The following is an 11,581-nucleotide window of genomic DNA, read 5'->3' on the forward strand; positions in this document are numbered from 1 at the left end:
TTTTTCACCGCTTTCGACCGAGAGGATCGAATCGTTAATAAGGCTAAAACTCACTGCCTTACCAACTCCTTCTGGCTTCGATGAACTGAAGCGTAACCGCTGCCGAAAACTGCGTAACTCGTTGAATTTCAAGGAGTTTTCCGTTTCGACTGCGCCGGAAGTGGGGCGAATTATAGACGTGTAGAATCTGCCGTCAACACTTAATTTCACAAATCTGTCATATCGGTCAAAAAAGCCCATAAAAGCAAAGGCCGGCCCTAAGGGCCGGCCTTCTATTGCCTCGCTACTTACAAGCTAGGGAAAGCGAACTGCGAGGCTTCATGGCTGGCACGCTGCGGCCAACGCTGAGTGATCGCCTTGCGGCGGGTATAGAAACGCACGCCATCGGGACCGTAGGCATGCAGGTCACCGAACAACGAACGCTTCCAGCCACCGAAGCTGTGATAAGCCACAGGCACCGGCAGGGGTACGTTGACGCCAACCATGCCCACCTCGATCTCATCACAGAACAGACGCGCAGCTTCACCGTCACGCGTGAAGATGCAGGTGCCATTGCCATACTCGTGATCGTTGATCAGTTGCATCGCTTCTTCCAGGCTGTTGACCCGCACGATGCACAGCACCGGACCAAAGATCTCTTCTTTATAGATGCGCATCTCCGGAGTGACACGATCGAACAGGCAGCCACCCAGGAAGAAACCGTCTTCGTGACCTGCCACAGTCAGACCACGACCATCCACCACCAACTTCGCACCGGCAGCAACACCGTCTTCTACATAACCGCTGACCTTGTCCCGTGCCTGAGCAGTCACCAGCGGCCCCATATCCAGGCCACAGGATGTGCCGGCACCGATCTTCAATGCCTTGATCTGTGGCACCAGCTTGGCCACCAGAGCATCAGCCACTTGATCACCCACGCACACAGCCACCGAAATCGCCATGCAACGCTCGCCGCAAGAACCGTACGCAGCCCCCATCAAAGCACTGACCGCGTTATCCAGGTCGGCATCGGGCATCAATACCGCATGGTTCTTCGCCCCACCCAACGCCTGAATGCGTTTGCCACGTTTGGTGCCTTCGGCATAGATGTATTCGGCAATCGGAGTCGAACCAACAAAACTCAGAGCCTTGACTTCCGGCGCCTCGATCAGCGCGTCCACCGCCGCCTTGTCACCGTGCACCACGTTCAGCACGCCCTTGGGCAAACCTGCTTCCTGCAGCAACTGAGCAATCAGCAGGGTCGAACTTGGGTCGCGCTCGGATGGCTTGAGGATGAAGCAGTTACCGCAAACGATCGCCAGCGGGTACATCCACAGCGGCACCATGGCCGGGAAGTTGAACGGCGTAATACCGGCAACCACACCCAACGGCTGGAAGTCGGACCAGGCGTCGATATTCGGGCCAACGTTCTTGCTGTACTCACCTTTCAAGATTTCCGGGGCTGCGCAGGCGTACTCGACGTTCTCGATACCACGCTTCAACTCACCAGCTGCGTCTTCCAGGGTTTTGCCGTGTTCTTCGCTGATCAGTTGAGCAATACGTGCTTCGTTTTGTTCCAGCAGTTGCTTGAAGCGGAACATCACCTGGGCGCGCTTGGCCGGCGGAGTATTACGCCAGGCAGGAAATGCCGACTTGGCGGAATCGATGGCCTGTTGAATCGTTTCACGGCTGGCCAGCGGCACTTTGTGAATCGCCTGACCAGTGGACGGGTTGAATACGTCAGCACTGCGACCGGTGTCGCTTACCAACTCACCGTGGATCAGGTGTTGAATCAGACTCATGCGGGAACTCCAGAAAGAGAGAAGGCACAGGCGCGAATCACTTCGCGCCTGCTGCTATATAAGAAGAATCGAATCAGTCGAGCTTGTTCAGCACTTCACCCACCGCATCGAACAAACGATCGAGGTCCTGCGGTTTGCTATTGAAGGTCGGGCCGAACTGCAGGGTGTCGCCGCCAAAGCGCACGTAGAAGCCCGCTTTCCACAAGGCCATGCCGGCCTCGAATGGACGCACGATTGCATCACCATCACGAGCCGCAATCTGGATCGCACCGGCCAGGCCGTAGTTGCGAATATCGATCACGTTCTTCGCGCCCTTGATGCCGTGCAGCGCATTCTCGAAATGCGGAGCGACTTCAGCCACGCTCTGCACCAGGTTTTCCTTCTGCAGAAGATCCAGTGCCGCCAGGCCAGCAGCACAAGCCACCGGGTGCGCCGAGTAGGTGTAGCCGTGGGGGAATTCCACTGCGTACTCAGGAGTCGCCTGGTTCATGAAGGTCTGATAGATCTCGGAGCTGGCAATCACCGCGCCCATGGGGATCGCGCCATTGGTGACTTGCTTGGCCACGCACATCAGGTCCGGGATCACGCCAAAGCTGTCGGCGCCGAACATCGCACCGGTCCGACCGAAGCCGGTGATCACTTCGTCAAATACCAGCAGGATGCTGTGCTGGTCGCAGATTTCGCGCAGGCGCTTGAGGTAGCCCTGTGGCGGCACCAGCACGCCAGCGGAGCCGGCCATTGGCTCGACGAAGACTGCGGCGATGTTGGAAGCGTCATGCAGTTCGATCAGTTTCAGCAGCTCATCGGCCAGGGCAATACCGCCCAACTCCGGCATGCCACGAGAAAAGGCGTTGCTGGCCAGCAAAGTGTGCGGCAGGTGGTCGACATCCATCATCGCCTGACCGAACAGCTTACGGTTGCCGTTGACACCGCCCAGGCTGGTACCGGCGATGTTCACCCCGTGATAACCACGGGCGCGGCCGATCATCTTGGTCTTGGTCGACTGGCCTTTCAGGCGCCAGTAGGCACGCACCATCTTCACCGCGGTATCGGCGCACTCGGAGCCGGAGTCAGTGAAGAACACGTGGTTCAGGTTGCCAGGAGTCAGGTCGGTGATTTTTTCCGCCAGCTGGAACGACAGCGGATGACCGTATTGGAAGCCTGGGGAGTAATCCAGGGTGCCCAGTTGCTTGGATACCGCTTCCTGGATTTCCTTGCGCGAGTGACCGGCACCACAGGTCCACAGTCCGGACAGCGAGTCATAGATCTTGCGGCCCTTGTCATCCACCAACCAGCTGCCTTCGGCGCCGACAATCAGGCGCGGGTCACGCTGGAAATTGCGGTTGGCGGTGTAGGGCATCCAGTGGGCATCAAGCTTGAGCTGACTGGCCAGGGACTGTGGAGCGGTTTCCGGCATGTTCATGAGCAAAACCTCGCAAGGCAATTAAAGCGGCGTAGGAATCGAAGCGTTGTTGCAGCTAAATTGCCACGGCTATAAAGTCGGTGAAATCCAACTTTAATAACCTTCAGTCTGGAATTTACTAAACTATGAGCAGCCGTCGAGTCGACCCGCTGGCGCAAGTCAGTGACTTTGATATCCGCCTGCTGCGGATCTTTCGCAGCGTGGTTGAGTGCGGTGGCTTCTCCGCCGCAGAAACCGTGCTCGGTATCGGCCGCTCAGCCATCAGCCAGCAAATGAGCGACCTGGAGCAACGGGTCGGCCTGCGTCTGTGCCAACGGGGACGCGCCGGCTTCTCCCTGACCGAAGAAGGCCGCGAGGTCTACCAATCGACCTTGCAACTGCTCAGCGCCCTGGAAAGCTTTCGCACCGAGGTCAATGGCCTGCATCGCCATCTGCGAGGCGAGTTGATCATCGGCCTCACCGACAATCTGGTGACCTTGCCGCACATGCGCATCACCCACGCCCTTGCGCAATTGAAGGAACGCGGGCCGGACGTGCAGATCCAGATCCGCATGATCGCCCCCAACGAAGTCGAGCAAGGGGTGCTCGACGGTCGCCTGCACGTCGGCGTGGTCCCCCAGGCCAGTGCCCTCTCCGGCCTCGAATACCAACCGCTGTATGACGAGCGCTCGCTGCTCTACTGCGCAGTGGGACATCCACTGTTCTATGTGGATGACAGGCAACTGGACGATCAGCGACTCAACGATCAGGACGCCATTGCCCCGACCTTCCGCCTGCCGGCGGAGATCCAGGCCCACTACCAGGCGCTGAACTGCACCGCCAGTGCATCCGACCGTGAAGGCATGGCCTTCCTGATTCTCACCGGGCGCTATATCGGCTACCTGCCGGACCATTACGCCAGCCTCTGGGTGCAACAAGGGCGGCTACGATCGCTCAAACCCAAATCCCGCTTCTATGACCTGAGCCTGGCATCGGTCACGCGCAAGGGGCGGCGCCCCCATTTGGTGCTGGAAAGCTTCCTGGAGAGCCTGGCAGCGACACGTTGAAAAGCGCATCGACTCCAGCACAGCTACGTAATCAAAGACTTTGAGCTGCAACCCCTGAAAACAACCATGAGCACATGGACAGCTTTCTGCAGCGACCTCGGCATCATCAACCCTCAGTCCGAGCTCCATGCCATGCAGCCAGAAAGCAAAAACCCGCTCAATGACGCAAATCCGGCACTGGAAAGTGACACTCTTAAGGCCCATTGAGGCTTTTATAGTGCCAAGGCTTGTCTGATCAATCTGGGTGCGCTATCAACGCACAGGTTGCACCCACAGACTCGCTCGGAAACCTCCATGACCTTTGAAGTCCCTGCCCACAGCGCTCCTCACCCAGGCAAACCCATCAGCCGCATTCGGCAGAAAAATGAACAGGCCATCATCCGGGCCGCCGAAGACGAGTTCGCCCGTCACGGTTTCAAAGGCACCAGCATGAACACCATCGCGCAGAATGCCGGCTTGCCCAAGGCCAACCTGCACTACTACTTCACCAACAAACTGGGGTTGTACATCGCGGTGCTGAGCAACATCCTCGAACTCTGGGACAGCACCTTCAACACCCTCACCGCCGAGGACGACCCGGCCGAGGCCCTGACGCGCTACATCCGCGCCAAGATGGAGTTCTCTCGACGCCAGCCTCAAGCGTCGCGGATCTTTGCCATGGAAATCATCAGCGGCGGCGAATGCCTCAGCGAGTATTTCAGCCAGGACTACCGCGCCTGGTTCCAGGGCCGGGCCGATGTGTTCCAGGCTTGGATCGACGCCGGCAAGATGGATCCGCTGGATCCGGTACACCTGATTTTCCTGCTGTGGGGCAGCACCCAGCACTACGCCGACTTCGCCACCCAGATCTGCCGCGTTACCGGGCGCTCCCGGCTGACCAAGCAGGACATCGAAGACGCCGCCAACAATCTGATCCGCATCATCCTCAAAGGCTGTGGCCTGACTCCCCCTCTGAAAGACTGACGCGCATGCCCTTTACCCTGACCGGCCTTTGCGAGTACCGCGAAGAGATTCGCAAAAGCCGCTTCATCACCTTCGCCGCCCCCATCAGCAGTGCAGCCGAAGCCCAAACCTTCATCCAGCAGCACAGCGACCTCAATGCCTCCCATAACTGCTGGGCGTGGAAGCTTGCCGACCAGTACCGCAGCAACGACGACGGCGAACCCGGCGGCACCGCCGGACGCCCAATCCTCGCGGCCATCGAAGCCCAGGACTGCGACCAGGTAGCGGTCCTGGTGATCCGCTGGTATGGCGGCATCCAACTGGGCACTGGTGGCCTGGCTCGCGCCTATGGCGGCGGCGCCAACAAATGCCTGCAAGGCGCCGAGCGCATCGCCCTGATCAACCGCGTACCGCTGCGTTGTGCCTGCAGCTTCAGCGAGCTGGCCCTGGTCAAGTTGCGGATCGCCGAACTGGGTGGGCTGCTGGTCCAGGAAGACTTCACCGCCAACGGCGTGGAACTGCAACTGGCCCTGGGTGAAACACAGATCGATGCCCTGCAACAGCAACTGGCCGATCTGAGCCGCGGGCGCATCCTCTTGCTGCGCTGAGCGCACCAATTCAGGCCGGGGCCTTGTGCATAACCCTTCATGGGCGCTTGCAGTTGCCCACATCTACTGTGCACCCGGCTGTGGATAAGCTGAGCACATAGCGCTGTAACCCTTCTGCAACGTGGCTTTGCGGACTTTGTTCATTTTTTGTTCAAAGCCCTCGCGGCAGGCTTTTTTACAACGTAAAACAGCAAGTTAGGCCGGTTTATCGCGGTTGGAACACAAGCCCACCGCGCTTATGCCCAAGTCCCGGGCTTGCACACAAATACTGTGGAGCAAGCTGTGGATAACCCGTGCAAGGCTGCCCCAGTAGCTGATTGCACAGGGGCTGCAGGCAACTGATCATTTTTTGCTCAGGCATCAGTGGACAAAAACAGAGCTTTTTCAAGCACTTTGCCCCGAAGTGGTGCCAGCCCAACCTCCCTCCTAGCCTTCAAGGTGCAAGCTGGCATGACCGCCAGGCTTTCCTGACTCACTGGCCAGAAAATTGCTTTATCCACAGGCATAACTCCAAGCCTCCCGAGCCTGCCATGCCAAATCCCGCTGTGCCCATCGGGCAAACACCGCGCCTGCAACTGCGCCAGATCAGCAAAAGCTACCCCGGTTGCCTGGCCAACGATGCTATCGACCTGAGCATTGCCCCAGGTGAAATCCAAGCTCTGCTTGGCGAAAACGGCGCCGGCAAAAGTACTTTGATGAAGATTATCTACGGCGTTCTCCAGGCCGATTCGGGGGAACTGATCTGGCAAGGCCAACGCCAGATCATGAGCAGCCCGGCCCAGGCGCGGCGTCTGGGGATCGGTATGGTGTTCCAGCACTTCTCGCTGTTCGAAACCCTCAGTGTGGCGCAGAACATCGCCCTGGCCATGGGCGCAGCGGCCGGTACACCAAGCCAGCTGGAAGGCAAGATCCGCGAAGTCTCCCAGCGCTATGGCATGCCCCTGGAGCCCCAGCGGCTGGTGCACAGCCTGTCCATCGGCGAGCGCCAGCGGGTAGAGATCGTGCGCTGCCTGATGCAAGACATCCGCTTGTTGATCCTCGACGAGCCCACCTCGGTGCTGACCCCGCAGGAAGCCGAAGAGCTGTTCATCACCTTGCGCTGCCTGGCCAGCGAAGGCTGCAGCATCCTGTTCATCAGCCACAAACTCGCCGAGGTTCGCGCCCTGTGCCACAGCGCCACGGTGCTGCGCAGCGGGCGCGTGGCCGGCCATTGTCGACCGGCGCAATGCTCGGACCACGAGCTGGCAAGGCTGATGGTGGGCGACGCGGCCGCCATGACCACCAACTATCCGAAGGCCCGCGGGACCGATGAATTCCTGCGGATCAGCGGCTTGAGCTGGCACAACCCCGATCCCTTCGGCTGCTCCCTCAAGGACATTGACCTGAGCCTGTGCAGCGGCGAAATCGTCGGCATCGCCGGGGTCGCCGGCAATGGCCAGGACGAACTGCTGGCCCTGCTCAGTGGCGAGCAATGCCTACCGCGCAGCGCTGCCGAACGCATCACTTTCGCTGACCAGCCCGCGGGCCATCTGCGCCCCGATGCCCGTCGCCACCGGGGGCTGGCCTTCGTTCCCGCCGAACGCCTGGGCCATGGCGCGGTGCCGGAACTGAGCCTGGAAGACAATGCCCTGCTCACCGCCTTCCAACAGGGGCTGGTGCGCAACGGCCTGATTCAAAGGCATAAGGTGCGAGCCCTGGCCGAACAGATCATCCAGCGCTTCGGGGTAAAGACCGGCGATGCCCAAAGCCCGGCCCGCAGCCTGTCCGGCGGCAACCTGCAGAAATTCATCCTCGGCCGCGAGATCCTCCAGCAGCCGCGCCTCCTGATCGCCGCACACCCGACCTGGGGCGTGGATGTCGGCGCTGCCGCAACCATTCACCAAGCACTGATCGCCCTGCGCGATGCTGGCGCCGCGATTCTGGTGATCTCCGAAGACTTGGATGAGCTGTTTCAGGTCAGTGATCGCCTCGCCGCCTTGTGCAGCGGTCGTCTATCGGCGTTGAAAACCTGTGCCGACACCTCCCTGATCGAAGTCGGCGGCTGGATGGCTGGCCACTTCGAAGCCTCTCCTTCACCCACCGCGCTGGCGGTTTAACGGAGTCGTCCATGCTGCTTTCACTCGAACCCCGCGGCCGGCAATCGCGGCTGATGCTCTGGTGCTCGCCCCTATTGGCCGCGCTGCTGACCCTCGGTTGCGGCGCCCTGCTGTTCAGCGCCCTGGGCCACGACCCGCTGCTGACCTTGCACACCTTGCTGATCGCCCCGGTCAGCGACCTGTACGGGGTTTCCGAGCTGCTGGTCAAAGCGCTGCCGATCCTGCTCTGCGCCCTGGGCCTGGCCGTGGCCTACCAGGCACGCATCTGGAACATTGGCGCCGAAGGCCAACTGCTGCTCGGCGCCCTGGCCGGCAGCGCCCTGGCGGTGAACCTCATCGAGCTACAAAGCCGCTGGGCGCTGGTACTGATCCTGCTCACCGGAACCCTGGCCGGCGCCGCCTGGGCCGGGCTCACCGCCTGGTTGCGCACACGCTTCAACGCCAATGAAATCCTCACCAGCATCATGCTCAACTACATTGCCCTGAACCTGTTGCTGTACTGCGTTCATGGACCGTTGAAGGACCCGGCGGGATTCAACTTTCCCGAGTCGGCAATGTTCGGCGACGCCAGCCGCCTGCCGTTGTTGATGGAAGACGGCCGAGCACACGCCGGAGTGTATTTCGCTCTGCTGGCCCTGGTGGCGGTCTGGGTGCTATTGCAGAAAAGCTTTGTTGGCTTCCAGATCAAAGTGCTCGGCCTGGACCCGCGCGCCGCCGGCTTCGTCGGCTTTCGCCAGAAACCCCTGATCTGGCTGGCACTGTTGATCAGCGGTGGGCTGGCGGGCCTGGCCGGGGTCTGTGAAGTCACCGGCCCCATTGGCCAACTGGTACCGCAAGTCTCCCCTGGCTACGGCTACGCCGCGATCACCGTGGCCTTTCTCGGACGCCTGAATCCCATAGGTATCGTATTTTCCAGCCTGCTGATGGCGTTGCTCTATATAGGAGGTGAAAGCGCGCAGATGAGCCTCAACCTGCCCCAAGCCATCACCCAATTGTTCCAGGGAATGATGCTGTTCTTCCTCCTCGCCAGTGACGTGCTGATTCTCTATCGGCCGCGCCTGAACCTGCGCTGGGCGCGCCGCGACTCTACCGCCACCGCTACCGCCGGAGCCCTTTGATGGATATCGATCTGCTGAGCAATATTCTCTACGCCATGGTCCGTTGCGGCACGCCGTTGCTGCTGGTGGCCCTGGGCGAACTGATCTGTGAAAAGAGCGGCGTCCTCAACCTCGGTCAGGAAGGCATGATGCTGTTCGGCGCGGTGATCGGTTTTATCGTTGCCCTCAACAGCGGCCATTTGTGGCTTGGCGTACTGCTGGCAATGGCGTCTGGAATGCTGCTGTCGGCACTGTTTGCCCTGGTGGCCCTGGTGTTCAACGCCAATCAGGTGGCTACCGGGCTGGCGTTGACCATCTTCGGGGTTGGCTTGTCGAGCTTTGTCGGCGCGGCCTGGGTCGGCAAGCCCCTGACCGGATTCGAGCCCCTGGCGATTCCCCTCTTGAGTGAAATCCCACTGATCGGCCGCATGCTGTTTGCCCAGGATCTGCTGGTGTACCTGTCCTTCGCGCTGTTCGCCGTGGTGGCCTGGGTGATCCTCAAGAGCCGGGTCGGCCTGATCATCCAGGCCGTCGGCGAAAGCCCCGACGCCGCTAGCGCCATGGGCCTGCCGGTGCTGCGGGTGCGCACCCTCGCGGTACTGTTCGGCGGCGCCATGGCCGGGCTGGCCGGCGCCTACCTGTCCCTGGCTTACACGCCGATGTGGGCCGAGAACATGAGCGCCGGCCGCGGCTGGATCGCCCTGGCGCTGGTGGTATTCGCCAGCTGGCGCGTGTGGCGATTGTTGCTCGGCGCCTACCTGTTCGGCCTGGCGAGCATCCTGCACCTGGTGGCCCAGGGTCTGGGCCTGGCAATACCGTCCAACCTGCTGGCGATGCTGCCCTATGCCGCGACCATTCTGGTGCTGGTGCTACTGTCCCGGAACGCCTTGCGCACCCGTCTGTACGCACCCATCTCCCTGGGCCAGCCGTGGCAAGCAGGGCATTAAATGACCGCCACAGCCCCTCTAGGCGCAGGCTTACTGGCGATGCCTTTAACCGGCCACAACTGCGCCACGCACCAGGCCAGCTCGAAAAACAGGATCACCCCGATCAACGCCGTGGCGCCATGGACCAGGGCATAAATCTGCCAGGTGGCGAACAGAATACGCCCCGCCGCGTCATAACGTCCGAATGCCAGCTGCGGATCACGAATCCGCAGCACCGACCACACACAGACAATCGAGCCCATCAGGTTGGCCATCAACATGTGCATGGGTGCGAACGGCGGCAACTCCCCCGGCAGGTTGAAAGCCAGGGCCGTGTCCTGCATCAGCCCATGCAACATCATGAAACTCCAGGGGGTGACAAAGGCCAGGGTTACCAGCAAGTCGTACCAGCCGCTGGCTCGGACCAATTTTCGGTACTGTTCGGTCGTCCACATAAATGTCGCTCCATCGATTCAAGGAGCGCGCAGGCTAAAGCCTGGAGTATGCTCCAGGGTCAAGCCCTTTCGAGACCCCAGCATGCGTATTGGAGAACTGGCCGAAGCCTGCGCCGTCAGCCGCGACACCTTGCGCTTCTACGAGCAGCGCGGATTGATTGCATCCCAGCGCAGTGCCAACGGCTATCGTGTCTATGCGCCAGAGATGGTGCAGTTGGTGCTCTACATCAAGACGGCGCAACGCTTGGGTTTCAGCCTGGGGGAAATCGGCAGCAGCGTCGGTGCGCTGTGGCAGGCCGCCGACCCTGACCAGGCCGTGAGCCAACTACTGCAAGACAAGCTGACCCTGATTGAAACCCGCATCAGCGAATTGGGCCACTTGCGCCAAGAGCTGCAACAACGGCTCGGGCAAGCCTGCCCATTGAATCCATGATCCTCATTTATCAAGGAACCTCATCATGTCCACGGCAAAAACCGCACTGATCATCGGCGCTTCCCGGGGCCTGGGCCTCGGCCTGGTCCAGCGCCTGCTGGAAGACGGCTGGCAGGTCACCGCCACCGTGCGCAACCCGCACAAGGCCGAGGCCCTGCAAGCCCTGGGCAACGTGCAGATCGAGCAACTGGACATGGACGATCAGCAAGCAGTGATCGCCCTGAGCCAGAAGCTCAAGGATCAGGTGTTCGACCTGCTGTTCGTCAATGCCGGGGTCAAGGGCCCGGACAACCAACTGCCGGGCCACGCGACCCAGGCCGAAGTCGGCCAGTTGTTCTTCACCAACGCGGTGGCGCCGATCAACCTGGCCCAGCGCTTTGTCGGGCAGATCCGCAAGGACAGCGGCGTACTGGCGTTCATGAGTTCGGTACTGGGCAGCGTGACCATTCCGGACGCCCCGGAGATGGCGCTGTACAAGGCCAGCAAGGCCGCGCTGAACTCCATGACCAACAGCTTCGTGACCCAGCTGGAGCAGCAACTCACCGTGCTCTCGCTGCACCCGGGCTGGGTCAAGACCGACATGGGCGGCGAGAACGCCGAGATCGACGTGCCAACCAGCACCCACGGCCTGATCGCCCAGATCAACGCCTACGCCGGCAAGGGCGGCCATCACTTCATCAACTACAAGGGTGAAACCATTCCCTGGTAAGCCCGGCATGAACGGGCCCATCCCCCGCACCGCGGGAGCCGGCTTGCCGGCGGATGGGCCCGTTC

Annotated in this window: 11 protein-coding genes; 8 read left to right on the forward strand and 3 right to left on the reverse strand. The window is 60.9% G+C overall.

Annotation, left to right across the window (positions count from 1 at the left end):
• Positions 1-287: 287 nt before the first annotated feature.
• Positions 288-1,781, reverse strand: a complete 1,494-nt coding sequence (locus GV818_RS33265) for a CoA-acylating methylmalonate-semialdehyde dehydrogenase (protein WP_161760008.1) — start codon at positions 1,779-1,781, stop codon at positions 288-290.
• Between the two features lie 73 nt (positions 1,782-1,854).
• Positions 1,855-3,204, reverse strand: coding sequence for an aspartate aminotransferase family protein (locus tag GV818_RS33270; protein WP_161778694.1), 1,350 nt, complete (start codon positions 3,202-3,204; stop codon positions 1,855-1,857).
• A gap of 125 nt (positions 3,205-3,329) precedes the next feature.
• Between GV818_RS33270 and GV818_RS33275 the strand changes: the two genes are divergently transcribed.
• From GV818_RS33275 to GV818_RS33300, 6 genes are all read left to right on the forward strand, one after another.
• Complete coding sequence (locus GV818_RS33275; RefSeq protein ID WP_161760010.1) at positions 3,330-4,250, forward strand: LysR family transcriptional regulator; 921 nt, start codon at positions 3,330-3,332, stop codon at positions 4,248-4,250.
• A gap of 294 nt (positions 4,251-4,544) precedes the next feature.
• On the forward strand, positions 4,545-5,213 hold the full coding sequence (locus GV818_RS33280) for a TetR/AcrR family transcriptional regulator (protein ID WP_161760011.1): 669 nt from the start codon (positions 4,545-4,547) through the stop codon (positions 5,211-5,213).
• Positions 5,214-5,218: 5 nt separating this feature from the next.
• Positions 5,219-5,800, forward strand: coding sequence for an IMPACT family protein (locus GV818_RS33285; RefSeq protein WP_161778695.1), 582 nt, complete (start codon positions 5,219-5,221; stop codon positions 5,798-5,800).
• 530 nt (positions 5,801-6,330) lie between these two features.
• Entirely contained in the window at positions 6,331-7,896 is a 1,566-nt protein-coding gene (locus tag GV818_RS33290) for an ABC transporter ATP-binding protein (RefSeq protein ID WP_161778696.1), read from the forward strand.
• 11 nt (positions 7,897-7,907) lie between these two features.
• Positions 7,908-9,014 (forward strand): ABC transporter permease, encoded by a 1,107-nt coding sequence (locus GV818_RS33295; RefSeq protein WP_161778697.1) that lies wholly within the window; start codon positions 7,908-7,910, stop codon positions 9,012-9,014.
• Positions 9,014-9,940 carry an ABC transporter permease gene (locus tag GV818_RS33300; protein WP_161778698.1) on the forward strand — a complete coding sequence of 309 codons (927 nt, stop codon included), beginning with the start codon at positions 9,014-9,016 and terminating at the stop codon, positions 9,938-9,940. The genes GV818_RS33295 and GV818_RS33300 overlap by 1 nt, the downstream gene beginning before the upstream one ends.
• Here GV818_RS33300 and GV818_RS33305 read toward each other — a convergent pair.
• Positions 9,937-10,374, reverse strand: coding sequence for a hypothetical protein (locus GV818_RS33305; RefSeq protein ID WP_161778699.1), 438 nt, complete (start codon positions 10,372-10,374; stop codon positions 9,937-9,939). The two genes, GV818_RS33300 and GV818_RS33305, sit on opposite strands and share 4 nt — an antisense overlap.
• A gap of 82 nt (positions 10,375-10,456) precedes the next feature.
• Here GV818_RS33305 and GV818_RS33310 point away from each other — a divergent pair, with 82 nt between their 5' ends.
• Positions 10,457-10,807 (forward strand): MerR family transcriptional regulator, encoded by a 351-nt coding sequence (locus GV818_RS33310; RefSeq protein ID WP_161778700.1) that lies wholly within the window; start codon positions 10,457-10,459, stop codon positions 10,805-10,807.
• A 25-nt stretch (positions 10,808-10,832) separates the two neighbouring features.
• Positions 10,833-11,516, forward strand: coding sequence for an SDR family oxidoreductase (locus tag GV818_RS33315; RefSeq protein ID WP_161778701.1), 684 nt, complete (start codon positions 10,833-10,835; stop codon positions 11,514-11,516).
• The last annotated feature ends 65 nt before the right edge of the window (positions 11,517-11,581 follow it).

The organism is Pseudomonas sp. Fl4BN1, assembly GCF_009908285.1.
GTDB lineage: Bacteria > Pseudomonadota > Gammaproteobacteria > Pseudomonadales > Pseudomonadaceae > Aquipseudomonas.

Excerpts from the sequence above, each read along its gene's own strand:
- GV818_RS33280 (WP_161760011.1), top strand. The coding sequence starts at position 4,545 with ATGACCTTTGAAGTCCCTGCCCACAGCGCTCCTCACCCAGGCAAACCC.
- GV818_RS33275 (WP_161760010.1), top strand. The coding sequence starts at position 3,330 with ATGAGCAGCCGTCGAGTCGACCCGCTGGCGCAAGTCAGTGACTTTGAT.
- GV818_RS33285 (WP_161778695.1), top strand. The coding sequence starts at position 5,219 with ATGCCCTTTACCCTGACCGGCCTTTGCGAGTACCGCGAAGAGATTCGC.
- GV818_RS33300 (WP_161778698.1), top strand. The coding sequence starts at position 9,014 with ATGGATATCGATCTGCTGAGCAATATTCTCTACGCCATGGTCCGTTGC.
- GV818_RS33290 (WP_161778696.1), top strand. The coding sequence starts at position 6,331 with ATGCCAAATCCCGCTGTGCCCATCGGGCAAACACCGCGCCTGCAACTG.
- GV818_RS33265 (WP_161760008.1), bottom strand. The coding sequence starts at position 1,781 with ATGAGTCTGATTCAACACCTGATCCACGGTGAGTTGGTAAGCGACACC.
- GV818_RS33270 (WP_161778694.1), bottom strand. The coding sequence starts at position 3,204 with ATGAACATGCCGGAAACCGCTCCACAGTCCCTGGCCAGTCAGCTCAAG.
- GV818_RS33310 (WP_161778700.1), top strand. The coding sequence starts at position 10,457 with ATGCGTATTGGAGAACTGGCCGAAGCCTGCGCCGTCAGCCGCGACACC.
- GV818_RS33305 (WP_161778699.1), bottom strand. The coding sequence starts at position 10,374 with ATGTGGACGACCGAACAGTACCGAAAATTGGTCCGAGCCAGCGGCTGG.
- GV818_RS33315 (WP_161778701.1), top strand. The coding sequence starts at position 10,833 with ATGTCCACGGCAAAAACCGCACTGATCATCGGCGCTTCCCGGGGCCTG.
- GV818_RS33295 (WP_161778697.1), top strand. The coding sequence starts at position 7,908 with ATGCTGCTTTCACTCGAACCCCGCGGCCGGCAATCGCGGCTGATGCTC.